Consider the following 24,215-nt stretch of genomic DNA (forward strand, 5'->3'; position numbering starts at 1 on the left):
AAGGGGAATAGGTTGGAGGTGCTGCAAGTTTAGATAACGAATTTAGTACAAATTTTAACATAAGAGATTGCAATGTGTAAATTTATACTGTCTTTTTTCGAACTCGAGCGATTCCCTCGCAATGCGTTTACCCGTCGCCCACGCTTTGCACGTCGTGAAAATTCATAAGAAAGAGTTGAAAAAAAATCCATTCTCACTCTTTTTCTTATATTTACTGTAATTTGTAAGGGGTCTTAAGAATCAACTTACTTACTTAGAAAAAGAAAGAAAAGCAAAACGATAAACGAATACGAATTATGATAAGAAGTATCATCAAAGGGACTGGATACTATGTTCCCGAGAATGTCGTTACGAATGACGATTTGTCAAAGTTAATGACCACAAACGATGAATGGATCACAGAGAGAACTGGGATTAAACAGCGTCATCACCGAAAGGAGCGTAACGATGCCGAAGAAACGACTTCCTATTTAGGGCTAAAAGCAAGTCAAATGGCCTTAGAGAATGCAAAATTAGAGGCGAAAGACCTTGATTTCATCGTTTTTGCAACGCTCTCACCGGATTATTTTTTTCCAGGATGTGGAGTCTTGCTGCAAGAACAACTAGGCTGTGGTACCATCGGTGCACTCGATGTTAGAAACCAATGCTCAGGCTTTGTTTACGCATTAAGTGTTGCAAATGCTTTTATTAAATCAGGTACGTACAAAAACATTTTGGTGGTAGGAGCAGAGGTGCATTCCTTTGGACTTGATTTTTCCGACGAGGGTCGAGGGGTTTCGGTCATCTTTGGTGACGGTGCGGGAGCCGTGGTTCTTTCTCGTGCTAGTGAAGACGAGAAAGGAGACATTCTCTCCTTCAACATGCACTCTGAGGGGAAATATGCCGAGGAGCTGTGCACGAAATTTCCAGGATCTAAGTACGGATGGAGCGATCGAATGAGACTTGAGCCAGAGGCGGTTACAAGCACTGAAATATATCCCTACATGAATGGAAATTTCGTATTCAAGCATGCCGTCACAAGGTTCCCTGAAACGATGCAGGAAGCCCTTGCTGAGGCAGGTAAAACGGTAGAGGATCTAGATGTATTCATCCCGCATCAAGCGAATTTAAGAATTGCGCAGTTTGTTCAAAAGAAATTGGGTTTAAAAGACGATCAGGTTTACAACAATATTGAGCGATTTGGAAATACCACTGCCGCTTCAATCCCTTTAGCGTTTGCAGAGGCTGTGGAAAAAGGAAAGGTAAACAGGGGAGACCTTGTGCTACTTTCTGCTTTTGGAAGTGGCTTCACATGGGGAAGTGTCTTGTTTGAATATTAGAAGAAAATACAATTTAAAAAAAGACTACTTGATTCATTTTCAAGTAGTCTTTTTTGTATAGACGTGTCTATTTGAAGAATTACTTTTTCATTAGTTTGTATTGCGGGTTGAAGGTTCGATCCCCAACTTGGGTTACTTGAAATAGGTGTCCTTCCGCGACAAAGTACACAGAGGGAGTAGGCGTATTGTCCTTTTCGTTTGCCTTGAGGCTAATGTAGGACCCGTCTTTACTAAACTGAAATGTGCCTTCTTCCTTAAATTCTGCCCCATCCTTTGGATCTGCCCCTTCATACACTTGATTTAAGGTGTACTTACCGTCCATATTTAAAGTAAGAGTCGTTTCAATTCCGCTACAAGAAGCGCACGGAAGTGTGCCTTTATAGGTGCCTTGCCAATCTAAAGAGTTCTGCGTGGTATCTCCAGTAGGAATCTCTTGTGCACTTGTGGAATCCTCTAGCGAGGCTATGGTAATGGTATCCGCAGGGTTTGTAGTCGTCTCGGTTTGTTTTTTCTGGCAAGAACCTAGAAAGAGTAAGAATGCTGCAGAAAGTATAATCGGTTTTTTCATCTTGTTTATTTGAAGGTATAGATTCAAAAATTGTGCTAAAGGCATTGTGCGGGTGCTTTTATTTGCATTTTAAAAGCGCAGTGCATTTCCCGTGTTCTTGCTATTTTGCTTATTCAGTCTTGCAAGAAGTGGGTAAAACAAAAGACCCCGCTTTGCGCGAGGTCTTTCTAAGAATTAATTCTTCTTTGGCTTAGCCTAAGAAAGGGTATTTGTAGTCTTTTGGAGAAACAAAGGTTTCTTTGATTGAACGAACAGAAACCCAACGAAGAAGGTTCATTTTAGATCCTGCTTTGTCATTGGTTCCTGAGGCTCTAGCCCCTCCAAAAGGTTGTTGTCCTACAACGGCACCCGTAGGTTTGTCGTTAATATAGAAGTTACCGGATGCATTTTCAAGTGCCGTGTATGCCTCTGCAATCGCGTAACGGTCTTGAGCGAAAATGGACCCTGTTAGAGAGTAAGGAGAGGTTTGATCTACTAACTCTAAGGTTTCATCCCAAGCTTTGTCTTCGTATACATAAACCGTAAGAATAGGGCCAAAGATTTCTTCGCAGATACTTTCGTACTGAGGATTGGTGGTTTCGATCACGGTAGGTTCTACAAACCATCCTTTCTTACCATCGCATTTCCCTCCGAAAATAACTTTTGAATCTTTTGATTTTTTAGCTCTCTCAATATACCCTTCACATTTGTCAAAGGATTTTTTATCAATCACTGCATTGACAAAGTTCGATGGATCTTCTGGAGATCCCACTTTGATAGTCTTTAATTGAGCGTCCATTACTTTTTTCACGTCTTTCCACAAAGATTTAGGAAGGTACGCTCGTGAAGCAGCTGAACATTTTTGACCTTGGTATTCGAAAGCACCTCTTACAAGGGCTGTTGCCACGGCTTCTACATTGGCAGAAGGGTGAACCATTACGAAGTCTTTCCCTCCGGTTTCTCCTACGATTCTAGGGTAGGTTTTGTATTGGTGGATGTTTTCCCCAATCATTTTCCACATGCTTTGGAAAACAGGCGTGGATCCAGTGAAATGAAGTCCAGCAAAGTCTGGGTGAGAAAGAACGCGTTTCGCGGTATCTGCTCCGTCTGCAAAGACCATGTTGATTACTCCAGCAGGTAGACCAGCTTCCGTAAGCACCTCCATAATTACTTTTGCAGAATAGATTTGCATGTTGGAAGGTTTCCAGACCACTACATTTCCCATTAGAGCCATACAGGTTGGAAGGTTCCCAGCGATAGCAGTAAAGTTAAAAGGAGTAATTGCAAAACAAAATCCTTCCAACGGTCTGTATTCCGAACGGTTCCAAATTCCTTCGTCAGAAACAGGCTGTTCGCTGTAGAGTTCAGTCATGAATTCTACGTTGAAACGTAGGAAGTCAATAAATTCACAAGCCGCATCAATTTCCGCTTGGTGTACGTTTTTACCTTGACCAATCATGGTCGCTGCATTCAATTTATCGCGGTAAGGTCCTGCAAGTAAATCGGCTGCTTTTAAGAAGATCGCTGCGCGGTGTTCCCACCCTAGAGCATTCCATTTTTCTTTCGCATCAAGAGCTGCTTTAATGGCACTGTCTACATGCTTCATGTTCCCCTCATAGTAGAATCCAAGATTGTGCTTATGGTCTTGAGGAGAAGAGATTTTTACCTCGGTTTTGGTAGTCACTTCTTTTCCACCAATAATCATTGGAATTGCCACTTTTTCTTTCCACATTTTTTTGTAGGTAGCAATGAGTGATTTTACTTCCGGAGAACCCGGTTCGTAAGTTCTTACCGGTTCATTCACTGCGAATGGCACCTGAGAAATAGCTTTAGACATATTTTTATTGATTTTTAGATTAAAATTTGAGTATGTACAAAGTTAAGGGATTTAAGTGGAAAGACAAAGTTTCTACGAATGAGAAACGCCGTGAATGGCCTTGCTTTTTCATATCCCGTGCGGGGTAAAACAAAAAAATCCGCCTAGTTTAAAAACCAGACGGACCTATAGAAAATTTAAATTTAGTCAAGACCTCCTTTGCGGGTAGGTTCTGATACTTTTGGCCATTCCATTTGTTTCCCAGTTCTAGGGTTCATTGGAAGGTTGATTTTTTGGTTGGAAGACTTTTCAGGATCCTCGCTTGCCATGTAAGTCAAAATTGCGATTAGAGCGACGTTGTTTTTGATGTCGTCAAATACGATCTTGTCGTACGTGTCTCTTTGCGTATGCCAAGTGTAACTTCCATACGCCCAGTTAAGAGATCCTAGCATAAAAGCAGGGGCGCCAGCCGCTACGAAAGAAGCGTGGTCACTTCCTCCGCCGCCGGGAGTTCCTGGGAAGGTAAAGTTAATGTCTCGGGTCAATTTGGAAGGCGCTGCGCTAAACCAACGTCCTAAATAATCGTAAGCATTTAAGAAACCTTGTCCACTTACGTTTTGAACTCTTCCCGTTCCGTTGTCTTGGTTGAACACCGCTTGGATACCGTCCATTTTGTCTTTGTGCATCGATACATAGCCTCTTGATCCATTAAGGCCTTGTTCTTCACTTCCCCATAATCCTACGATAATGGTACGTTTTGGGTTCGGGTAGTATTTTTTAAGAATACGGGCTACCTCCATCATAGTAATGGTACCCGTACCGTTGTCGGTCGCTCCGGTTCCTCCGTCCCAAGAGTCAAAATGGGCAGAAAGAATCACATATTCATTTGGTTTTTCACTTCCTTTAATTTCAGCCACGGTGTTGAATGTCGGTGCCATTCCGTGGTCTTTGCTTGAAGTTACGATGTTAAGTTTTGGAGTAATCCCATTTTGAAGCATACGGTAAAGTTGTCCGTAATCTTCTAAAGAGACGTCTACTACAGGGATTTTTTTCGTTCCTGCTGAGAATATTTTATTCACCCCAAATCCGCGGCTCCAATTGCTCCACACAAGACCTGCAGCACCAGCCTCTTCAAAAGGCTTGTTAAGACTTCTCCATGAGAGTCCTAAAACCGCAAGACTTTCGTTCCATGCTTTGCTTTCTGCGCGAGTTCTTTCTTGGTAAGCCTTGTAAGATTCTTCGGTTGCAAATTCTTTCCAATTGTAATCGGGTCTACCGCTTGATTGGTATTGAGATACCATCACAAGTTTTCCTTTTACTTGGGGAAGCCATTTTTCGAATTCCGCCTTGGTTTTGAATACAGGAAGCATGATGACTTCCGCAGTCACTCCTTTTGAACTTGTTGCAGGGCTGAAAGCCAGCTGCATGGACTCTAGAGATTTTGTGTATGGATACACCATCGTAGCAGAGGAAGTTCCTCTTTCCCATGATTTCCATTCTCCCCACTGCTCATTTTTAGCCTCAATGCCCCAAGTCTTGAACTTGGCTACTGCCCAGTCGTGGGCTTGTTGCATTTTTGGACTTCCCACAAGTCTAGGGCCGATCCCGTCTAGTAACTCAAACGCAAGGGGTTCAAGTTGAGAGTTTTCATAGGTTTCTTTCATGATTTGATCCACCATAGCCTGCTGATTCTGAGCTGCTACGAGGCCTACCGTAAGCGATAGGGAAACCGTCATAATTCGTGTAAAATTCCTCATTAATTAAATTTTTGATGAAGATATTAAAAATATTTGAAATAAAACGCTTACACTGCGCTGATAGTCGCGCTTTTACGCAATTTGCTTATTGAATTCATCTCAGCGCTTTGTTAAAAAAGGTCTTCTCGAAAAGGGTTTAAAAAAACTAAATTCCGTAACTTTAACGTTTTAATACTTAAAGAATATGACTTCAAAAGAAAAAGTGGCTTTGCTTCGCAAGGAGATGGAAGCCAAAAATATCGATGCCTTTGTGGTGTTTTCCGCAGATCCACACATGAGCGAATATTTGCCTGAGCAGTGGAAAGAACGCGCATGGCTCACTGGGTTTACAGGATCCGCCGGATTTGCGGTTCTTACTAGAGACAAGGCAGGTGTTTGGACGGACGGACGTTATTTTATCCAAGCCCCGAAGGAGCTGAAAGGATCTGATTTTGAACTTATGAAAATGGGAGCGGAGGGAGTTCCTGATTATGTTACGTGGCTCAAACAGGAAGTGAAAGAAGGAGGAGTGGTTGCCACGAACGCCTTTGCAGCTGCCAATAGCAGTTGGGAGGAAATGAGCCAAGGCTTAAAGGACAAAGGAATTACCCTTGTGGATCTTCCTTTGTTAGATGCAGTTTGGACCGAGCGAGGAGAAGAAATCAAAAACCCTGTTTTTGTGCATCCTTTAGAACGCGCAGGCCAAAGTGTAGAAGATAAATTAAGTGCGATTCGTCAAAAAATGGAAATGCAAAATGCAAATCTGCATGTGATTTCAAGTTTGGACGATGTGGCTTGGACCTTAAACTTAAGAGGAAGTGATGTAGAATGCAATCCTGTTTTCTTAGGATACGTTGTGATTTCTCTAGACTCTGCTTATCTATTTGTTGACGAATCGAAAGTGGATCAGGAGGTTAGAAACCATCTGAAGGCAGCCTCGGTCGAGATTAAACCTTACGAAGAATTGTATCCGTATTTAAAGTCACAAAAAGGGAAATCGGTTTTGGTTTCTCCAAACAGCAACCAAGCTATTTTTGTGGCCTTAGAAGGAAATGAAATCCTTAAAGCCCCAGTTCCTGGAAATTTAATGAAAGCCATCAAGAATGAAACCGAACTAGAAGGGTTTAGAACCGTGATGATTCGCGACGGTGTGGCGATGGTTAAATTCTTACATTGGCTTACAACGTCTGTGGGAACAGAGGTAATGAGTGAATATTCGATCGCTCAAAAACTACAAGGCTTTCGTAGTGAAGGAGAGAACTTTGTAGGAATTAGTTTTGGTAGTATTGTGGGATACAAAGGCAACGATGCCATTCCGCATTATGCACCTTCCCAAACCGCTAGTGAGATCGTAGAGGCCAAAGGAAGTATTTTAGTGGATTCCGGAGGTCAGTACCTAGAAGGAACAACAGACATTACCAGGACTTTTCCTTTAGGAGAGGTAAGTGAGCAATACAAACAAGACAGTACACTTGTGCTTAAAGGGATGATCCGCCTTTCTCGCGTGAAATTCCCAAAAGGAACGAAAGGAGTGCATTTGGATGCCATTGCAAGACTTCCTTTATGGATGGAAGGGAAAGAGTACAACCACGGTACCGGACACGGAGTTGGAAGTTTCATGAATGTTCATGAGGGTCCACAAAACATCCGTAAGGATATGAATTTTCAAGATTTAATCCCAGGAATGGTCGTGTCAAATGAGCCAGGACTTTATATTGAGAATGAGTACGGAATTCGTCATGAAAACCTAATTGCAGTGAAGAAATCTGAAACGACTGCCTTTGGAGAGTTTTACGAGTTTGAAACTCTCACGATTTGTCCTTTCTTTACCAGTGCGATTCAAAAAGATCTGTTGGATGAGGAGGAAATTGAGTGGTTAAATGAGTATCATAGATGGGTATCTGAAAAACTCTCTTCTCACCTAAATGGAGAAGTAAAAGAATGGTTCCTAGAAATGGTGAAACCGATCTAAGACCTTTTCTCTAATCTATATATAGAAAGTCGCCTATTTTTGGGCGACTTATTATTTTGTGGCAACGTCCAGAGTTCTATGAAACGAAAAACCACCAAAGCGTGAAGCTTAGGTGGTTTTTCTATCGTTGTAGTCTGAATTACCTTATTTCTTTTTGTAACTAGCGTCTTTAATTCTCGCTTTCTTACCTCTAAGATCTCTGAAGTAAAAGATTCTAGCTCTTCTTACTTTACCTCTACGGTCTACTTCAATTTTTTGAAGGGCAGGAAGGTTAAGTGGGAAAACTCTCTCTACTCCAACCTCACCACTCATCTTACGAATGGTAAATGTTTTGGTACCTCCGGTTCCTCTTAATTGAATTACGGTTCCTTTGAAGAACTGAGTTCTTGTTTTGGCACCTTCTCTAATTTCGTAATACACAGTGATGGTGTCACCGGCTTTGAATTCTGGGAATTCTTTTTTTGTAATGTACTTGTCTTGTACGTACTGTAATAAATCCATTTTTTAATAAAAAAAATATGTCAAAGCTAAGCAACATGCACGTCCTTCGTCAGAGGTTGGTTAACAGGTTGCAAAAATACAACAAAATTTTAATTCTGCAACTATTTATTGTGAGTCGACTTGCATTTCTTCGTTTTAATTTCAATCCTGTCCATCATGCTAAAGAAGAATGCTGTAAAAAGTTTCGTTCCTATAGAGAAAATTGCAGAGTTATGCGTATTTTTAGCAACAGATAACGCAAGTGCGGTTTCCGGATCGGCCTTAACCTTAGATGGCGGCTGGAGTGCACAATAAAAGTAAAGACAATGATTGATAAACGAGTTAACAATGCAAAAGAGGCCACAGCGGACATCCAAAGCGGCATGACCCTCATGCTAGGAGGCTTTGGACTTTGCGGCATTCCAGAGAATAGCATTGCCGCCTTAGTGGAATCGGGTATTAAAGATTTAACCTGCATTTCTAACAATGCTGGGGTTGATGATTTTGGATTAGGTTTACTGCTGCAGAAAAAACAAATTAAAAAGATGATAGCCTCCTATGTAGGAGAAAATGCAGAGTTTGAGCGTCAGATGCTAAGTGGAGAATTGGATGTAGAACTTACTCCACAGGGAACTCTTGCTGAAAAATGCAGAGCGGCTCAAGCAGGAATTCCTGCCTTTTATACACCTGCCGGATACGGTACGGAAGTAGCTGAGGGTAAACAGGTCCAAGAGTTTAAGGGTAAAATGCATATCTTAGAGCATGCGTTTGAGGCGGATTTTTCCATTGTGAAAGCTTGGAAAGGAGACCATGCAGGAAACCTTATTTTTAAAGGAACCGCTCGTAATTTTAATTTTCCAATGGCCGGTGCCGGGAAGATTACCATTGCCGAAGTGGAAGAGCTTGTGGAGCCTGGTGAACTAGATCCCAATGAGATTCACATACCAGGAATTATGGTTCAAAGGATCTTCCAAGGAGCTCAATTTGAGAAAAGAATCGAACAACGTACCACCCGAAAAGAATAGGTCAAATGCTTACAAAAGAACAAATTGCACAACGAATCTCAAAAGAGGTAGAAGATAGATATTACGTCAACCTAGGCATTGGAATTCCGACCCTAGTGGCAAATTATGTCCCTAAAGATTTGAATGTTGAATTTCAAAGTGAGAATGGAGTCCTAGGAATGGGCCCTTTTCCAAGAGAAGGGGAAGAAGATGCGGATTTAATTAATGCAGGAAAACAGACCATTACTACGCTTCCTGGAGCCTCGTTCTTTGATTCTGCCTTTAGTTTTGGAATGATCCGAAGTCAAAAGGTTGATTTAACGATCTTGGGGGCTATGGAAGTTTCAGAAACAGGGGATATTGCCAATTGGAAAATTCCTGGAAAAATGGTCAAAGGAATGGGAGGCGCTATGGATTTGGTGGCTTCTGCCGAGAACATTATCGTCGCGATGATGCATACCAACAAAGCAGGAGAGAGCAAGGTACTAAAGAATTGTACGCTGCCCCTTACCGGCGTAAGATGCGTGAAAAAGATTGTTTCTAACCTAGCGGTGATGGAAGTGACTCCCGAGGGACTTTTGCTCTTAGAAAGAGCTCCTGGAGTTTCTGTGGAGGAAGTGATTGCATCCACTGAGGCGAAGCTCATCATCAAAGGAGACGTTCCGGAGATGCAGTTCGACTAACTTAAAAATAGAAGAAGCACAAATCTAAATTATAAAGCTCTGTGAAAGCAGATTAAAAATAGACCAAGTGAAAACTTGGTCTATTTGTTATTTAGGTATTTCCATAGAAAAGAGTCTGAAAAAGTAGCCCTACTTACGGCTCAAAGCTCTCAAATTTTCCATTTTCATAGAATAACACAATTCTCTTGACTTTATTAGGTTCATTCTTAGAGGGTTGCGTTTCATTTTCACGACCGTTTTCTTCTAATGGCTGAGAATCGCTTAAAAGAGAACCTAGCGAACTAGCGGACGATTTAGGCAATTCTGGCGCTCTTTCTACTTGAGGGTTTGGAAAGGAAGAGGGCAAAATACGGTCTTCAGTCTCGGTCACACCAAAGTTTTCATCGTTAATTAAAGCAAATAAATCGGGCATCGATGGGGTTGAAACCGCTTCGATCTCACCTTCTTCTTGCTGTGGCTTCGTAGGGGAGAGCATCTCGCCTTCGCCCAGTATGAGCCATTCCCATTGCAATTCCGGGTATTTTTCTCTCACTTTCATTAAGAAGTCGAGTGAAGGTTTGTTTCGTCCCGAGGTAATGTGGGAAATGGAGGAGCGTTGAACTTCCACGGCATCTGCAAATTCAGAAGCAGAAAGCTGAGTGTACTCAATAATTTCAGAAATTCTCTCATTTAAGCTCATAACAATTGCGTATTTACTAATTACAAATGTAAAACATTCTTTTACAATACTAAAATACAAATGTAATCATTCACCGCAATTCATAAGTTACAAAAGTAAAACCAACGCTTAAAGCATTGGTTTTACTGTATTTACGAAATGTATAATTGTAAATTAATGTCGGAAATTCTCGTCATTTTCAGGATCGTATTTGAGTTTACGCTCCTTTTTCTGTTCTGGGAAAACCAGGGATGCAAGGATGCTTAAGGCTAAAATCGAGACGATAATAATTAAAGAATGGAAGGTTTGAAAGCCCCAATCTTCAAGCGTATGATGAAAGATCATCTTGAGTCCGATAAAGGTTAGTAAGAAGGAAAGACCTACTTTTAAAAATCTGAACTTGTCTAGTACACCTGCTAGAAGGAAGAACATGGAGCGCAGTCCTATAATTGCGAATATGTTCGAGAAAAATACAATATAAGGATCGTGTGTAACTGAGAAGATCGCAGGGATGCTATCCACGGCGAAGATTAAATCAGTGGCTTCAATGATTAGTAGAACAAGGAATAGGGGAGTCATTTTCTTAACTCCATCGATTACAACAAAAAAGTTATGCCCTACAAATTGATTATGCACCTTAAAGTACTTGTTCGCAAATTTAACTACTGGGTGCTTTTCAGGATCAATTTTATCTTCCTGATCTTTCTGTAAGAACATCTTTACTCCGGTGATTACTAAGAAGGCACCAAATACATACATAATCCATGAGAACTTTGCAATTAGCGCCGCCCCTAGGAAGATAAAGATAAAACGAAGGACAATGGCTCCTAAGATACCCCAGAACAAAACACGATGATAGTTCTTTTCAGCGACCCCAAAGGCTGTAAAGACAAGGATCATAACAAATATATTATCTACCGACAAGGCGTACTCCACAATATAACCTGTAAGATACTCTAACCCCAGGTTTTGATTATAAAGCTGTAAAGAATGCTCAAAGTTGCCAGGTATGATTTTAATGGGATGTTTATGCCTTGTGATGACTTCCTGCAATGTTTGCATAGAATCGATGCCATGGAGTAGGTGACCATACGTGGTCAAAAGGAAATAAAACCCCATAGAAAGAAGGACGACGAAAAAGCTCATAAGACCCGCTTTTTTCATCGTGACGATTCCTTCGGATTTACGACCCATGTTAAGGTCAATGGCCAATATAAAAAGAATAAAAAGTAGGAATCCTCCAAGGAATAAAAGTTCGTTGTTCATAAAAATAAATATAGGGGCAAAGATACTTAAAAACTCAGTTTTATCATAATTTACAAATGTGTATAACGGTGAAGTCCTGAGGGAGTTTACAAGTATGCATGTTTAAAATAATAACTCCAAAATGGCGGAAATCCTACTTGTTAACACTTAAAGCACATGTGAAGTAAGTATTTAGTAGAATAATATAACTAATTGAAAATAAGTATTGTAATTGTATACGAATGAATTTATCGCAATCCACAAAATTATCCACAGACATTCTGACATTTTGACCTGTTTGATGAATTTAGGAATGTTAATCATTGTGGAAACTTAAAAAAAATCTATTTTTGATTTTTGTAAATTGAATGACTATGAGTTTTGAATCCTTTTATAGGCCCTGTCCTAATTTCCCTAATCGCTATATTTCGCCCCAGAGTGTAGAAAAATTCGTACAGGAGAATCTGAGCGGTTTACTATCGAAGGTCGGAGTCTCGCATGAGGGAAGAACCATTTATAAAGTTTCCTTAGGAACCGGAAAAACCCGTGTGCTTGCTTGGTCGCAAATGCATGGAAATGAGAGCAATTCAACGCATGCGCTATTTGATATGCTTTACACTTTGGAAGAGCTTCCCTCCCTCAAACAGGATCTTTTTTCTCGAATTACCTTAGATTTCATCGTCATGCTAAATCCTGACGGATCTTTCCGTTGGACTAGGCGTAATGCGCTTGATATTGATCTAAATAGAGATTATTTGTACAACTCAAGTCTTGAGTTTCCTATTTTGCGTAAGATTGCGCAAAGTGGATCCTATGATTATGGACTCAATCTACATGAACAAAGGACCCTTTTCTCGACGGACGGACTGCATCCAGCAACCCTGAGTTTTCTTGCGCCTGCAGAAAATAAAGAGAGGGAGGTTACTCCTACAAGAAAGAAGGCCATGGCGGTCATTGCCGAACTTGGAAAGTTAATGCAAGGATTGCTTCCTAATCAAGTGGCACGATACAACGATGAATTTTATCCAAGTTCCACGGGGGATAATTTCACGAAAATGGGCCTACCAACAATCTTATTTGAAGGAGGTCATTTTCAGGGGGACTACTTAAGAAAAGAAACTAGAAAGTATTATACCATCTCCCTTTATTATGCCTTGCAACTCATTGCTGAATTAAAAGGGAGTACAGAAGGGTATGAAGCGTATTTTGAACTTCCGGAGAATAAAGAGTCCCATTATGACCTTATCTATCGAAATGTCAAATTAGAGACCTCATACGATTGCATACTCGACATCGCGGTTCAATACCGTGAAGTCAAAAAGGAAGAGAATCCGGATATTTCGTTTGTGCCCATCGTAGTAGAAGTGGGAGATTGCAGTTCGAAAAAGGGATGGGTAGAAATCGATTGCACTGGGAAGAAATTCAAATGTTCCCGAAAGTATCCGAAGTTAGATGAGCCTATGGATTTTGAAATCATCTAGTGGATGGAATTAGTTAGTCTACGACTTGAATGCCGCTAGCTTCGATTCGGATTTGCGCAGAGTCGCTGGATTTAGCACTTTCTTTCGTTCGCTGTTTCTCTTTTGCAATTCCTTCTAATAGGACCTGTTTGCCTCGAATGTCTTGAGGGACGAAAAAACCATAATCTTTCATTTCGACTAAGAATTTTTCGTTTTTTGGCGTTTTAATGACGATCCAACACCCTTTGTTTTCACAAACCTGGGTGACTTCACCCTGAAGTGTTATTTTTTTACTGGACTCTGCGTTTGCAACCTTTTGTTGAGTGGGGTTTAAGGATTTGGTACCCGTGGAGGAACCCACTTTTTCACCAAATGTTTGGCCTTTTTGTACGGATTTAGAGGGAATTAAATTGGAAGAATCCTCCTTTTGAGCAAGGACAAAGGTACTCAGGCCCAAGAGTAAAATGATTAGTTTACTTTCAATATATTTCATGGTGCGGCAAAAATAGTTAAATTTTTATAAGTCACCATGCCCATTTTTTTAATTATTTGATATATTTACCTATTCAAACTAATTTTATGAAAAAACAATTAAAGCTGTGGGACGGAATCATGCTCGTGATGGGGTCGATGATCGGGAGTGGAATTTTTATCGTCAGTTCCGATATGATGAGAAATTTGGGATCCGGCTATTGGCTTCTCGTCGTATGGGTGATTACGGGGATCATGACCATCTCGGCTGCAATCTCTTACGGGGAGCTTTCTTCCATGTTTCCTAAAGCGGGCGGGCAGTACACCTACATGACGGAAACCTTTGGCAAAAGGACGGGGTTTTTGTACGGCTGGGGTCTTTTTACCGTGATTCAAACCGGTACGATTGCTGCAGTGGCCATGGCTTTTGGAAAATTTACCGCTTATTTAATTCCGGCTTTGAATGATTCTGATCCTTTGTTTCAAAGTGGAAGCTTTCGAATTACGTATGTTCAAATCTTAGCGATTGTCATTATCTTACTTCTTACTTATATCAATACCCGAGGCGTAAAAAACGGGAAACTTTTGCAAAATGTATTTACCGCCAGTAAGATTTTAGCCCTAGTGGGAATCATTATTTTTGGGTTCTTGCTTATTAAAAACTCCCATTGGACAGAAAACCTAAGTATGGGGTGGAACGCCTTTCAGAATTTAGGAGAGCAGGTTGGAAATGATTTGGTTTCCACCCAATGGAAACCCATTAGCGGAATGGCTTTAATGGGTGCTATTGCAGCGGCCATGGTAGGTTCTGTTTTTAGTTCTGTTGCCTGGGAAAATGTTACGTTTATGTCAGGGGAAATGAAAAATCCCAAAGTGAATATTGTGCGCTCGATGGTGATAGGAACCAGCGCAGTGATGGTGCTGTATTTGCTTGTGAATTTCGTGTATCTAAATGCATTGGACCGGGATGGAATGGCCTTTGCGGATAAAAATAGACCCGCTGTCGCCGTCGCCGAAGTAATGCTAGGAACAGGAGGAACTGTTGTGATGGCCCTTTTGGTCATGATCTCTACATTTGGATGCATCAACGGGCTTGTTCTTGCGGGTGCGCGGGTGTACCAATCCATGGCAAAAGACGGTCTTTTCTTCAAATCCGCAAAAGAGAATAATCGTTTTGATGTGCCAGGAAGATCTTTGTGGATGCAAGGTGGCTGGGCCTCTGTGCTTGCCCTCTCGGGCCAGTATGGAGATCTTCTAGATATGATTTCTTTTGTTATTGTGCTGTTTTATATGATTACAGTCTTTGGGGTTATTTACCTTCGATACAAAAAACCAGAACTTCCACGTCCTTACAAAGCATGGTTGTACCCCGTCACACCTTTACTTTATCTTTTGATTGGATCTGCGTTCTGTATTTTACTCATCCTTTATAAACCTCAGTACACTTGGCCTGGATTTTTGCTCATTCTGGCAGGTCTCCCGGTGTATTATTTTGTGAATAGAAAAAAAGCCAAATAGACACTAAGACTTGCTTTGTAGCTGGAATTCTTTCTTTTAAATAAGACTTCGCTTCTTTCAAATTCTCCAAAGAGTTCTCAGTCAACTAAAGGACTTAGTAATAGAAAAAACGGGAATAATCCTTATAGAAAGCCTTACGAGCCCTAGCTCTAAGGCTTTTATCTATTTCAAAGCTCTTTTGCATTGATTTCTTCTTTTAAATTGGTCTTCTTTTGCCTATTTTTACCAAAAATTTATCGACATGACGAATTGGAAAACTGTGAAGGAATTTGAGGACATAACTTATAAGAAAAGCGGTGGGGTAGCCCGCATTGCCTTTAACCGACCAGAGGTTCGCAATGCCTTTCGACCGAAAACAACCTCAGAACTTTATGAGGCTTTCTTTGATGCCTCCGAAGACCCGTCCATCGGAGTTGTTTTGCTCACGGGGGAAGGACCCAGTCCGAAAGACGGAGGCCACGCATTTTGCAGTGGTGGAGATCAAAAAGCCAGAGGGCAAAAAGGCTACGTAGGAGAAGACGGTAGACACCGACTCAATATTTTAGAAGTACAGAGACTCATTCGTTTCATGCCTAAAGTGGTCATTGCCGTGGTCAACGGATGGGCCGTAGGAGGAGGACACTCCCTTCATGTGGTTTGCGATTTAACGCTGGCCAGTGAAGAGCATGCTATTTTTAAACAAACGGATGCGGATGTGACTAGTTTTGATGGTGGATATGGATCGGCGTATCTAGCTAAAATGGTAGGTCAAAAGAAAGCCAGAGAGATCTTTTTCCTTGGACGCAATTATAGTGCGAAGGAAGCCTTTGAAATGGGTATGGTAAACCAAGTCATTCCTCATGCAGAGCTTGAAACTAAGGCCTACGAGTGGGCTCAGGAGATATTAGGGAAATCCCCAATGTCGATTCGCATGCTTAAGTTCGCGATGAACTTAACGGACGATGGGATGGTGGGACAGCAGGTTTTCGCCGGCGAAGCTACACGTCTTGCTTACATGACGGACGAGGCCAAGGAGGGTCGAAACGCCTTTTTAGAAAAAAGAGATCCTGACTTTGGAAAAGACCAATGGATTTCGTAGAGAACAACTTATTAAGTAGAGAAAATAAGAATGACAGAATGGATTAAAGCGGCACGTCTAAGAACACTACCTTTGTCGGTGAGTGGAATTATCGTGGGCTCGTTTATCGCCAAATGGCGTTTGGAAGAAAGAGGAGAGTTTTGGGATTGGAGCTTGTTTGCACTGGCACTTCTCGTCACACTCCTTTATCAAATTCTATCGAATTTTGCCAACGACTATGGTGATGGCATCAAGGGAACCGATGCGCTTCGCTCTTCGAAAGCAGAAGCAAGGGCCGTAGGTTCGGGAAAAATTACGGCCGCCCAAATGAAAAAAGCAGTGATCGTCTTGGCGGGTCTCTCGTTTTTAGCGACGCTAGCACTCTTGTACCAAGCCTTTTGGCGTTATGGACTCACCAATGAGTTCTATCTCTTTATGGGACTTGGAGTCGCCTCTATACTTGCTGCCATCGGGTACACGGTAGGTAAGAAGCCTTACGGATATTTAGGTCTAGGAGACCTAATGGTCTTTTTATTTTTTGGGCTCGTGGCGGTGATGGGAAGTTACTTTCTATTTACCAAATCCTTTGACTACGATGTTCTTGTGCCTGCAGCGGCCATTGGCCTGCTTGCTACAGGTGTTTTGAATTTAAATAACATGCGGGATTTTGAGAGTGACAAGGCATCGGGAAAAAAGACCTTTGCGCAGAAAATTGGATATCGGTATGCAATGGTCTACGAAATGGTTCTTTTGCAACTGCCTATTATTCTTATTTTGGTATTTTTGATGCTCAATCAATTCCACGAAAAAGGCCAATATTATGCATTTATCGTCATGATTATGCTCTTTCCTATGGCGGCCTTGCGACGACGCATTTTGCAAACCAAATCCCCAGAGGAACTTGACCCGTTCCTAAAACAATTGGGTATTCAGACTCTAACCGTAAGTATCTTACTAGCGGCAGGGCTCACTTTTTTTAATTAATGCTGCGTTCACTTTTTTGGCTTTAGAAAAACGAAGGAGTGAACTTAAAATAAATACAAATGAAAATACAATTTTTAGGACAAAATTGCTTTTTGTTTACCTACAAAGACCAAATAATTTTAACCGATCCTTTCTATTCGTTTCAAGAGAAACTCTCAGGTTTTCAACTCGAGAACCAAAAAATCGATTACATTTTGATTACCCATGCTCATGGAGACCATATCGCGGATGTGGAGAAAGTTTTGCAGAGGTATCCAGAGGCTGTGGTGATTGGACAACCTGAAATTTGCGGCTATTTTAAAAGCAAAAACCAAATTGATATCAATTTAGGCGGTTCTGCAAAGCTGGAGGATTTAAAGATTACCATGCTCCCTGCGCAGCATACGAGCTCATTTCCAGATGGATCTTATGGGGGAGTAGCTTGTGGGTATATGTTTCGTTATGAGGGTAAAAACCTATATTTTGCAGGCGATACAGGTGTGATGGCTGATATGGCCATCTTCCCAAAAGAGTTTGGTGCCATTACAGCTGCTATTCTTCCGATTGGGTCGCATTACACCATGTGTGCGAACAAAGCTAGTTTCGCTGCATCGGAACTCTTAAACACGCCCCGTGTAATCGGTTGTCATTTCGATACGTTTGATGCGATTAAAATTGACCATGAGTCATCTCAGGCAAGATTCAAAGAAAAAGGAGTGGAGTTGGTTTTGCCTAAAGTAGGGGAAAGTTTTGACGTATAGGCATAAAAAAACGGCAAGCGATCTACATCACACCGCTACAACCAATTACCTTTGCTGCGTTCCCGCCCTGGAGGATTCTCAGGAGCTGGTTGTGTAGGACTTGCCGAGTGCAAAGATAAGGCAATTATTTAAAATTCAAAATATCCATTCAAAATTATTAACCAATTCTAATTTCAATTTATGTTCAAAAATGTTTATACCACTGGATTCATGCTCTTTATCGTCGTCATGATCGGTTTTTTCATTACCAATATATTTTTTAGAGACATCAATTACTACCGAACATCAATCACACTTAGTGCTTTTTTCTTGCCCTTTGTCTTTGCTTTAGGGGCTTTTTTCTCCGTCACAACCTTTGTGAGAAATTCGGAGAAGGTAAGTTTCAAAGAAGCCTACGGAAGAGCTTTCATGCCTATGTTCGTCGGGGGTCTGCTTTCAATCGCCTCTATTTTTGTGTATTTAAATTATGTGGATAAAGACAGTAAGGATCTTTTAAACTACCAATACATCGAGAGCTTTGAACGCTCACTCGATGAAGAATATAACAAAGGAAAGAATGTCTTTAAACCCGAGAGTGAGGAGATGAAAGACATTGAAAAGAAGTACGCTCAGGGGAAACAGCGGATTGAAAACAAAAGACAAGTAGGGGAAGATATGTTTTCCATGAAATACTTTGGGTATGTTTTTGCCGGCTACTGCGCCTTTTTCCTTTTGTTTTCTTTATTTTTTGGATCTTTTTTCAGAACGAGAACTTATGCGTAAATTTGCGTAAGCTCAGTTTTTTAATCGCTTGTTAAATTCTAAATATTATCGTTTGAATCTGTCTCTAGTAATTCCGCTACTCAATGAAGAAGATTCCCTAGAGGAACTCTTTACACGGATTGACACGGTCTGCCGCACTGAAAATCTTAGCTATGAACTGTGGTTTGTAGACGACGGAAGTACGGACCTTTCGTGGAGCATTATTGAAAATATTAAAATTCAGCACCCACAGGTGCACGGAATTCGTTTTGCTAAAAACTATGGAAAATCGCAGGCACTGCATGCGGCTTTTCAAAGGGTGGAAGGGGATGTCGTGATCACCATGGATGCGGATTTGCAAGATTTCCCTGAGGAAATCCCCGAACTCTACCAGATGGTTCTCGAAGGGGGATACGATATTGTTTCCGGCTGGAAGAAAAAGAGGTTCGATAACGTGATGACTAAAAATCTGCCTTCCAAGCTTTTTAATGCGGCGGCAAGAAAAGTGTCCGGCGTTAATTTGCATGATTTTAATTGCGGATTAAAAGCTTATCGCAAAAAAGTAGTGAAAACCATAGATGTGCATGGTGATATGCACAGGTACATTCCGGTACTAGCCGCCAATGCAGGGTTTAGGAACATTACGGAAAAACCGGTTCAGCACCAAGCTCGACCTTATGGCGTCTCTAAATTTGGAACCGAACGTTTCATTCGAGGCTTTTTGGACTTAATTACCTTATGGTTTATGAGTCGATTCGGAGCAAGACCGATGCACTTTTTCGGAGCCTTGGGAACCCTAATGTTTGTGGTGGGACTGCTTAGTGCTTTAGGGCTAGGTATTTCCAAATTGATTAACGTTTCCAAAGGAATTTATGGGAGTCTAATTGCCCAAAATCCATGGTTTTATATTTCCTTAACCATGATGACTTTAGGAACCTTACTTTTTATTGGAGGTTTCCTTGGAGAACTTTTGATCCGAACCAACCGAGATCACGAAAATTACCATATTGAAGATGTAATCTAAAATGAAAAACAGTCCATTTTATTTGATCCTACTGCTTCTTTTAAGCGCATGTGGAGAGGTTTCACCGAAAGGCGATCTAGAAACCAAAGAAGTTCCTATTGAAAGTTTTAAAACGCTAGAATTGGAGGGGAAATTCCGTGTGTTTTATGTTCGAAATAACGCGAATCAAATCTATATTGAAACCTATGGGAACTTCATCAAAAACTTAGACATTAGTCAAAAGGACGGGGCGCTCTCGATCAAAGAAAAGAGAGCAACCAAGGGCGGAGACTTTTATAATGTGACGATCTATTCTTCCTCTGCGCCCACCTCTATTGAAGTGGGAGATCAAGTGGAGCTTTCCATATCAGGTGCAATTCAGGGGGAATCCTTAGCACTGAAATTAAAAGACCAAGCCAAATTTATTGGACAGCTGGAATTTGCAAAAACTTCTGTCGATATGAGCAGTCTGGCGAGAGCCAATTTCTCAGGTTCCTCGAATTTAGCGCAAATTAAGATTCAAGATACAGCTCACATTATTGCCCCTTATTTTGAAATCGGTACGCTAAAACTAGAGGCTCAAAACGGTCCTTATGTTGAGGTACACGCTGTGGATACCTTGAAGGGGGAAATCAAAAACACGACAAAGCTTCTGTATTACAATACGCCGACCACAGCCTTGAAAAAAGAATCCACGGTTCAAGTAGAGCAAAAGCAGTTAAATTAAAAAACCAAGTGATATGACAACATTGGAAAAAGCAAAATTATGGCTGAGCGATCCTTTTGATGCTCAGACCCAAGGACTAGTTCAGGCACTTATTGATTCCAATTCTCCGGATTTAGAAGATAGTTTTTATCGAGAGTTAGAATTTGGAACCGGAGGCATGAGAGGTATTATGGGGGTAGGGACCAACCGTCTCAATCGCTATACGCTTGGTCAGGCTACACAGGGTCTTGCCAATTACCTGCACGAGCAATTTCCTTCAGAAGAAATCAAAGTAGCGATTGCGTACGACGTGCGTCACAATTCTAAAGAATTTGCAAAACTCGTAGCCGATGTTTTAACGGCCAACCGAATTAAAGTGCTTTTATTCAAAGAGCACAGACCCACACCTGAGCTTTCCTTTACGGTTAGAAATAAGAACTGTAACGCAGGAATCGTACTTACTGCATCGCACAATCCTCCAGAATACAACGGCTATAAAGTATATTGGAACGACGGAGCTCAAATCGTGCCGCCGCATGACGAAGCGATTATAAGAGAAGTTTACTCTGTGAAATTTGACGAAATCAAATTTAGTGGAAACGACGCCCTAATTGAATGGCAAGATGAAACGGCGGACGAGGCTTATATTGAGGCTTGTATAGAGAATTCTATCTACCAAAAAGTAGGCTTTGAAGATTTAAATATTGTCTTTACCTCTATCCATGGGACGACCTATACAACCGTTCCCCAAGCCCTAGAGAAGGTGGGATTCAAAAAAATAGATTTGGTCAAAGAACAGATGATTCCAAGTGGGAATTTTCCGACCGTGAAAAGCCCAAATCCTGAGGAACCTGCTGCCCTAGAAATGGCCTTAGATTTAGCGAAATTGACCCATGCAGACATCGTCATTGGAACGGATCCGGATGGCGACCGCTTAGGGATTGCCGTTCGAAATCTAGAAGGAGAAATGCAGCTTCTCAATGGCAACCAGTGCAATACAATCCTTACCTATTACATCCTAGAACAGTGGAAAAGGAAGGGCAAGATTAAGGGCAAAGAATTCATTGGTTCCACCATTGTAACCTCGGATATCTTCTTTGACATTGCAGAGAAATTTGGAGTGGACTGCAAAGTGGGACTCACCGGATTCAAATGGATTGGAAAAATGATTCGGGATCATGAAGGGGAGGAGAAATTTATTTGTGGAGGCGAGGAGAGCTTCGGCTTTATGACAGGGGACTTTGTGAGAGACAAAGATTCCTGTGGATCGATCCTTTTGGCCTGTGAAATTGCCGCTTGGTGCAAATCCAGAGGGACCACAATGTTTGAATACCTAATTGAAATTTATGAGGATCTTGGCCTTTATTACGAGGGACTAATAAACGTGGTGAAGAAAGGGCAACAAGGAGCTTTGGAAATTCAAGAAATGATGCGTGAGTTCCGCGAGAATCCACCAAAAACGCTTGCGGGTTCTCCTGTGGAAGAAATAAAAGACTTTCAGTCTCAGAGCTCTACTCGGGTATCCACTGGGAAAACAGGTCCAATGGACGGGATTCCAAAGAGCAATGTACTGATCTATTATACGATGGACGGAACCAAAGTCTGCGTGAGACCCTCAGGAACCGAACCTAAAATTAAGTTCTATGTATCGCTAAAAGATACCTTGGACAAGAAAGAAGAATTTAATTCTAAAATTGAAAAATTAGAACTTAAATTGCAAGAAATAAAAACGGACTTAAATCTGTAAATGATTTCTAATAGTGCGGTCTTCTTAACTGAAGACCGTATTTTTTTTGATAAATCTGAGAGGTAAAGAATAAGAATGGCCTCTCGGTTCAGAATTATTTTTGTATTTTTGAAAGCCTGAAATCGGTAGATTAACCGATTGATTTATAAGAGGATATGTCTTACACTTGCCTTTTTGAGAATTTCAGATGGACGAGTGTATTCGGCAAAAGCGTTAGGCAAACGATAGAAAGTAGTACAAAACAAAATCCCATAGAAAAGTGAAAGTATCTCGACTCGCCGCCCATTTGATCGGCTCGGAAATCATTAAGATTGGAAATCAAGTGAATGAAATGAAAGCCCAAGGGGCCGATATCGCCAATTTAACGATTGGAGACCTTAATTCGGATTTGTATCCCATTCCTAGCTTTTTAAAAGAAAGGATTGAAATTGCGTACGATCATAATTTGACAAACTATCCTCCTGCCAACGGAGTGAAGGAGCTTCGAGAGGCCATTTCTGTCGATTTAGATTCTCGTTATGGGTTAGACTACAGTCCAGAAGATATTCTAGTGGCCGGAGGGTCAAGACCCCTAATTTATGCGGCGTTTCAAACGTTAGTAGATCCAGGAGATAAGGTGGTATATCCAGTACCTTCCTGGAACAACAACCATTATTCTTACCTTTCACAGGCAGAAAAAATTGAAATTCAAACCTCAGAAGAAAATTTCTTTCTCCCTACCGCGAGCGAGTTAGAACCGCATTTAAAGGGCGCTACACTTTTAGCGCTTTGTTCTCCATTGAACCCGACAGGGACCATGTTTTCGAAATCACAATTGGAAGAAATTTGTGAGTTGGTCGTGAAGGAAAATGAATCAAGAACTTCAGATCAAAAGCCTCTTTACCTTTTGTACGATCAGATTTATGCCCTTCTTACGTTTGACAAAACTCATTTCAATCCCGTATCGCTCAATCCAAAAATGCGTGCGTACACTGTTTTTATTGACGGAAGTTCCAAATGCTTTGCCGCCACCGGACTTCGCGTGGGATGGGGCTTTGGTCCGAGCGAAGTGATTTCCAAAATGAAAGCTCTCTTAGGTCACGTAGGAGCTTGGGCTCCTAAACCTGAACAGAAGGCGGTGGGTGAGTTTTTAAAAGAAAGTGAAAAGGTAGATACCTATGTAGAGGAGTACAAGGGCAAATTAAACGAAAGCCTTAAAACGCTTCACGGGGGAATTCAAACTCTTAAAGAAAAAGGATTTTCGTTAGACAGTATCGAGCCGATGGGAGCTTTGTACCTAACGGTGAAGCTTGATTATTTAGGCAAAAAGCAGCCTAATGGTAGTTTGATTGAATCTTCCAGCGATCTGGTTTTCTATCTAATAGAAAACGCCGGCGTAGCCTTGGTTCCTTTCTCCGCCTTTGGCGCGAGCCCTGAAATGCCCTGGTTTAGAGCCTCGGTAGGAGGATTAAGCCTTGAGCAAATTAAGGAGCTCTTTCCTCGATTGGAAGCGGCGCTTTCTAAATTGAACTAAGTGAGTATTCATTCGATCGTGCGTAAAGAGCACACCTTATTCTAAAATCTCTATTTATGAAAACCATTGCAGTGATCCCCGCTCGCTATGAGGCGAGCCGTTTTCCAGGCAAACTCTTAGAAAAACTAGGCGATCGGTCCGTTATTTTAACGACCTATCAAAACGTGGTGGAAACAGGACTGTTTGATCAGGTCCATGTGGCCACGGACAGCCCACTTATCTATGAGGAAATTGTATCCCACGGAGGAAATGCGGTGCTAACAGGGGAGCATGAAACCGGTAGCGATCGCATTGCAGAAGCTATTAAGGATTTAGACTGTGATATTGTGATCAATGTGCAGGGTGACGAACCCTTTTTGAAAGCAGGTCCTCTTGAACAGCTCATTTCTGTTTTTGAGCAGGATCCGAATAAAGAAATCTCTTTAGCCTCGCTAAAAATTGAGATGAAAGAGTGGGAGGATATTGAAAATCCAAACCATGTCAAGGTCATTACGGATGAGAAAGGGTATGCCCTTTACTTTAGTCGTTCAGTTCTTCCGTTTCCGCGGGAACGAAGTGAAAAAGTCCACTATTACAAGCACGTAGGGGTGTATGCCTTTCGAAAAGAGGCACTTCTGTCTTTTGCCTCGCTGGAGCAGAAACCCCTTGAAATTTCAGAAAAAATCGAGTGTCTTCGGTACCTTGAACACGGGATGAAAATAAAGATGGTAGAAACCGATTTTGTAGGCGTCGGGATAGACGTACCTGAGGACTTAGAAAAAGCGAGAGCCCTGTTAAGTTCTGGGAAGGAAAACAACTCGTTTTAAATAAAAAAT

The 24,215-nt window shown here is 41.4% G+C and carries 23 protein-coding genes and 1 other RNA gene; 16 read left to right on the top strand and 8 right to left on the bottom strand.

Annotation, left to right across the window (positions count from 1 at the left end; translation table 11 throughout):
• The first annotated feature begins 296 nt into the window (after window positions 1–296).
• Window positions 297–1,319, top strand: a complete 1,023-nt coding sequence (locus tag ACX3PZ_RS07565) for a 3-oxoacyl-ACP synthase III family protein (RefSeq protein WP_459112389.1) — start codon at window positions 297–299, stop codon at window positions 1,317–1,319.
• Window positions 1,320–1,398: 79 nt separating this feature from the next.
• Here the strand turns inward: ACX3PZ_RS07565 and ACX3PZ_RS07570 are convergent, their stop codons facing one another.
• The 3 genes from ACX3PZ_RS07570 to ACX3PZ_RS07580 form a co-directional block, all read right to left on the bottom strand.
• Window positions 1,399–1,887: a copper resistance protein NlpE gene (locus tag ACX3PZ_RS07570; protein WP_459112390.1), complete on the bottom strand. Its 489-nt coding sequence runs from the start codon at window positions 1,885–1,887 to the stop codon at window positions 1,399–1,401.
• Between the two features lie 190 nt (window positions 1,888–2,077).
• Entirely contained in the window at window positions 2,078–3,703 is a 1,626-nt protein-coding gene (gene pruA / locus ACX3PZ_RS07575; protein ID WP_459083866.1) for an L-glutamate gamma-semialdehyde dehydrogenase, read from the bottom strand.
• A 182-nt stretch (window positions 3,704–3,885) separates the two neighbouring features.
• A complete protein-coding gene (locus ACX3PZ_RS07580) occupies window positions 3,886–5,439 on the bottom strand; it encodes a M20/M25/M40 family metallo-hydrolase (RefSeq protein ID WP_459112391.1) in 1,554 nt (517 codons plus the stop codon).
• A gap of 184 nt (window positions 5,440–5,623) precedes the next feature.
• Between ACX3PZ_RS07580 and ACX3PZ_RS07585 the strand changes: the two genes are divergently transcribed.
• The gene (locus tag ACX3PZ_RS07585; protein ID WP_459112392.1) at window positions 5,624–7,390 is read left to right on the top strand and encodes an aminopeptidase P family protein; all 1,767 of its coding nucleotides are present in this window, start codon (window positions 5,624–5,626) and stop codon (window positions 7,388–7,390) included.
• Between the two features lie 144 nt (window positions 7,391–7,534).
• Here ACX3PZ_RS07585 and rplS read toward each other — a convergent pair whose 3' ends face one another.
• Entirely contained in the window at window positions 7,535–7,891 is a 357-nt protein-coding gene (rplS, locus tag ACX3PZ_RS07590) for a 50S ribosomal protein L19 (protein WP_459083869.1), read from the bottom strand.
• 156 nt (window positions 7,892–8,047) lie between these two features.
• On the opposite strand from rplS, the gene ACX3PZ_RS07595 reads away from it, so the two are divergent.
• Genes ACX3PZ_RS07595 through ACX3PZ_RS07605 form a run of 3 tightly spaced genes read left to right on the top strand, consistent with a single transcriptional unit; the run spans window position 8,048 to window position 9,557 of the window.
• Window positions 8,048–8,185, top strand: coding sequence for an SDR family oxidoreductase (locus ACX3PZ_RS07595; RefSeq protein ID WP_459112393.1), 138 nt, complete (start codon window positions 8,048–8,050; stop codon window positions 8,183–8,185).
• 11 nt (window positions 8,186–8,196) lie between these two features.
• The gene (locus ACX3PZ_RS07600; protein ID WP_459112394.1) at window positions 8,197–8,895 is read left to right on the top strand and encodes a CoA transferase subunit A; all 699 of its coding nucleotides are present in this window, start codon (window positions 8,197–8,199) and stop codon (window positions 8,893–8,895) included.
• A gap of 5 nt (window positions 8,896–8,900) precedes the next feature.
• Window positions 8,901–9,557: a CoA transferase subunit B gene (locus ACX3PZ_RS07605; RefSeq protein ID WP_459112395.1), complete on the top strand. Its 657-nt coding sequence runs from the start codon at window positions 8,901–8,903 to the stop codon at window positions 9,555–9,557.
• Between the two features lie 133 nt (window positions 9,558–9,690).
• Here the strand turns inward: ACX3PZ_RS07605 and ACX3PZ_RS07610 are convergent, their stop codons facing one another.
• Together ACX3PZ_RS07610 and ACX3PZ_RS07615 are read right to left on the bottom strand one after the other, a co-directional pair.
• Window positions 9,691–10,236, bottom strand: a complete 546-nt coding sequence (locus tag ACX3PZ_RS07610) for a helix-turn-helix domain-containing protein (protein WP_459112396.1) — start codon at window positions 10,234–10,236, stop codon at window positions 9,691–9,693.
• A gap of 153 nt (window positions 10,237–10,389) precedes the next feature.
• Entirely contained in the window at window positions 10,390–11,481 is a 1,092-nt protein-coding gene (locus ACX3PZ_RS07615; protein ID WP_459112397.1) for a TerC/Alx family metal homeostasis membrane protein, read from the bottom strand.
• A gap of 353 nt (window positions 11,482–11,834) precedes the next feature.
• Here ACX3PZ_RS07615 and ACX3PZ_RS07620 point away from each other — a divergent pair, with 353 nt between their 5' ends.
• Window positions 11,835–12,941, top strand: coding sequence for a M14 family zinc carboxypeptidase (locus tag ACX3PZ_RS07620; protein WP_459112398.1), 1,107 nt, complete (start codon window positions 11,835–11,837; stop codon window positions 12,939–12,941).
• A gap of 13 nt (window positions 12,942–12,954) precedes the next feature.
• Here ACX3PZ_RS07620 and ACX3PZ_RS07625 read toward each other — a convergent pair whose 3' ends face one another.
• Entirely contained in the window at window positions 12,955–13,413 is a 459-nt protein-coding gene (locus tag ACX3PZ_RS07625; protein ID WP_459112399.1) for a DUF4920 domain-containing protein, read from the bottom strand.
• An 86-nt stretch (window positions 13,414–13,499) separates the two neighbouring features.
• Between ACX3PZ_RS07625 and ACX3PZ_RS07630 the strand changes: the two genes are divergently transcribed.
• The 4 genes from ACX3PZ_RS07630 (at window position 13,500) to ACX3PZ_RS07645 (ending at window position 17,690) form a co-directional block, all read left to right on the top strand.
• Window positions 13,500–14,909 (top strand): APC family permease, encoded by a 1,410-nt coding sequence (locus ACX3PZ_RS07630; RefSeq protein WP_459112400.1) that lies wholly within the window; start codon window positions 13,500–13,502, stop codon window positions 14,907–14,909.
• A gap of 241 nt (window positions 14,910–15,150) precedes the next feature.
• A complete protein-coding gene (locus tag ACX3PZ_RS07635) occupies window positions 15,151–15,987 on the top strand; it encodes a 1,4-dihydroxy-2-naphthoyl-CoA synthase (RefSeq protein ID WP_459112401.1) in 837 nt (278 codons plus the stop codon).
• A 30-nt stretch (window positions 15,988–16,017) separates the two neighbouring features.
• The gene (gene menA, locus ACX3PZ_RS07640; protein ID WP_459112402.1) at window positions 16,018–16,950 is read left to right on the top strand and encodes a 1,4-dihydroxy-2-naphthoate octaprenyltransferase; all 933 of its coding nucleotides are present in this window, start codon (window positions 16,018–16,020) and stop codon (window positions 16,948–16,950) included.
• A 59-nt stretch (window positions 16,951–17,009) separates the two neighbouring features.
• Window positions 17,010–17,690: a metal-dependent hydrolase gene (locus ACX3PZ_RS07645; RefSeq protein ID WP_459112403.1), complete on the top strand. Its 681-nt coding sequence runs from the start codon at window positions 17,010–17,012 to the stop codon at window positions 17,688–17,690.
• 8 nt (window positions 17,691–17,698) lie between these two features.
• Here the strand turns inward: ACX3PZ_RS07645 and ffs are convergent.
• Window positions 17,699–17,796, bottom strand: an RNA gene (gene ffs / locus ACX3PZ_RS07650) — signal recognition particle sRNA small type.
• 74 nt (window positions 17,797–17,870) lie between these two features.
• Between ffs and ACX3PZ_RS07655 the strand changes: the two genes are divergently transcribed.
• The 6 genes from ACX3PZ_RS07655 to kdsB all read left to right on the top strand — a co-directional run bounded on the left by ACX3PZ_RS07655 (window position 17,871) and on the right by kdsB (window position 24,206).
• On the top strand, window positions 17,871–18,452 hold the full coding sequence (locus ACX3PZ_RS07655; protein ID WP_459112404.1) for a DUF4199 family protein: 582 nt from the start codon (window positions 17,871–17,873) through the stop codon (window positions 18,450–18,452).
• Between the two features lie 52 nt (window positions 18,453–18,504).
• Window positions 18,505–19,455 (top strand): glycosyltransferase family 2 protein, encoded by a 951-nt coding sequence (locus ACX3PZ_RS07660; RefSeq protein ID WP_459112405.1) that lies wholly within the window; start codon window positions 18,505–18,507, stop codon window positions 19,453–19,455.
• A gap of 1 nt (window position 19,456) precedes the next feature.
• On the top strand, window positions 19,457–20,161 hold the full coding sequence (locus tag ACX3PZ_RS07665; RefSeq protein ID WP_459112406.1) for a GIN domain-containing protein: 705 nt from the start codon (window positions 19,457–19,459) through the stop codon (window positions 20,159–20,161).
• Between the two features lie 13 nt (window positions 20,162–20,174).
• Window positions 20,175–21,887: a phospho-sugar mutase gene (locus ACX3PZ_RS07670; RefSeq protein ID WP_459112407.1), complete on the top strand. Its 1,713-nt coding sequence runs from the start codon at window positions 20,175–20,177 to the stop codon at window positions 21,885–21,887.
• A 259-nt stretch (window positions 21,888–22,146) separates the two neighbouring features.
• Window positions 22,147–23,400 carry a pyridoxal phosphate-dependent aminotransferase gene (locus tag ACX3PZ_RS07675; RefSeq protein WP_459112408.1) on the top strand — a complete coding sequence of 418 codons (1,254 nt, stop codon included), beginning with the start codon at window positions 22,147–22,149 and terminating at the stop codon, window positions 23,398–23,400.
• A gap of 56 nt (window positions 23,401–23,456) precedes the next feature.
• Complete coding sequence (gene kdsB, locus ACX3PZ_RS07680; protein WP_459112409.1) at window positions 23,457–24,206, top strand: 3-deoxy-manno-octulosonate cytidylyltransferase; 750 nt, start codon at window positions 23,457–23,459, stop codon at window positions 24,204–24,206.
• Window positions 24,207–24,215: the final 9 nt, after the last annotated feature.

The organism is Chryseobacterium sp. A321, assembly GCF_054489265.1.

What these genes read in the sequence shown, in the direction of transcription:
- ACX3PZ_RS07565 (WP_459112389.1), top strand. Translation starts at nt 297, where the DNA reads ATGATAAGAAGTATCATCAAAGGGACTGGATACTATGTTCCCGAGAAT.
- ACX3PZ_RS07570 (WP_459112390.1), bottom strand. Translation starts at nt 1,887, where the DNA reads ATGAAAAAACCGATTATACTTTCTGCAGCATTCTTACTCTTTCTAGGT.
- pruA (WP_459083866.1), bottom strand. Translation starts at nt 3,703, where the DNA reads ATGTCTAAAGCTATTTCTCAGGTGCCATTCGCAGTGAATGAACCGGTA.
- ACX3PZ_RS07580 (WP_459112391.1), bottom strand. Translation starts at nt 5,439, where the DNA reads ATGAGGAATTTTACACGAATTATGACGGTTTCCCTATCGCTTACGGTA.
- ACX3PZ_RS07585 (WP_459112392.1), top strand. Translation starts at nt 5,624, where the DNA reads ATGACTTCAAAAGAAAAAGTGGCTTTGCTTCGCAAGGAGATGGAAGCC.
- rplS (WP_459083869.1), bottom strand. Translation starts at nt 7,891, where the DNA reads ATGGATTTATTACAGTACGTACAAGACAAGTACATTACAAAAAAAGAA.
- ACX3PZ_RS07595 (WP_459112393.1), top strand. Translation starts at nt 8,048, where the DNA reads ATGCTAAAGAAGAATGCTGTAAAAAGTTTCGTTCCTATAGAGAAAATT.
- ACX3PZ_RS07600 (WP_459112394.1), top strand. Translation starts at nt 8,197, where the DNA reads ATGATTGATAAACGAGTTAACAATGCAAAAGAGGCCACAGCGGACATC.
- ACX3PZ_RS07605 (WP_459112395.1), top strand. Translation starts at nt 8,901, where the DNA reads ATGCTTACAAAAGAACAAATTGCACAACGAATCTCAAAAGAGGTAGAA.
- ACX3PZ_RS07610 (WP_459112396.1), bottom strand. Translation starts at nt 10,236, where the DNA reads ATGAGCTTAAATGAGAGAATTTCTGAAATTATTGAGTACACTCAGCTT.
- ACX3PZ_RS07615 (WP_459112397.1), bottom strand. Translation starts at nt 11,481, where the DNA reads ATGAACAACGAACTTTTATTCCTTGGAGGATTCCTACTTTTTATTCTT.
- ACX3PZ_RS07620 (WP_459112398.1), top strand. Translation starts at nt 11,835, where the DNA reads ATGAGTTTTGAATCCTTTTATAGGCCCTGTCCTAATTTCCCTAATCGC.
- ACX3PZ_RS07625 (WP_459112399.1), bottom strand. Translation starts at nt 13,413, where the DNA reads ATGAAATATATTGAAAGTAAACTAATCATTTTACTCTTGGGCCTGAGT.
- ACX3PZ_RS07630 (WP_459112400.1), top strand. Translation starts at nt 13,500, where the DNA reads ATGAAAAAACAATTAAAGCTGTGGGACGGAATCATGCTCGTGATGGGG.
- ACX3PZ_RS07635 (WP_459112401.1), top strand. Translation starts at nt 15,151, where the DNA reads ATGACGAATTGGAAAACTGTGAAGGAATTTGAGGACATAACTTATAAG.
- menA (WP_459112402.1), top strand. Translation starts at nt 16,018, where the DNA reads ATGACAGAATGGATTAAAGCGGCACGTCTAAGAACACTACCTTTGTCG.
- ACX3PZ_RS07645 (WP_459112403.1), top strand. Translation starts at nt 17,010, where the DNA reads ATGAAAATACAATTTTTAGGACAAAATTGCTTTTTGTTTACCTACAAA.
- ACX3PZ_RS07655 (WP_459112404.1), top strand. Translation starts at nt 17,871, where the DNA reads ATGTTCAAAAATGTTTATACCACTGGATTCATGCTCTTTATCGTCGTC.
- ACX3PZ_RS07665 (WP_459112406.1), top strand. Translation starts at nt 19,457, where the DNA reads ATGAAAAACAGTCCATTTTATTTGATCCTACTGCTTCTTTTAAGCGCA.
- ACX3PZ_RS07670 (WP_459112407.1), top strand. Translation starts at nt 20,175, where the DNA reads ATGACAACATTGGAAAAAGCAAAATTATGGCTGAGCGATCCTTTTGAT.
- kdsB (WP_459112409.1), top strand. Translation starts at nt 23,457, where the DNA reads ATGAAAACCATTGCAGTGATCCCCGCTCGCTATGAGGCGAGCCGTTTT.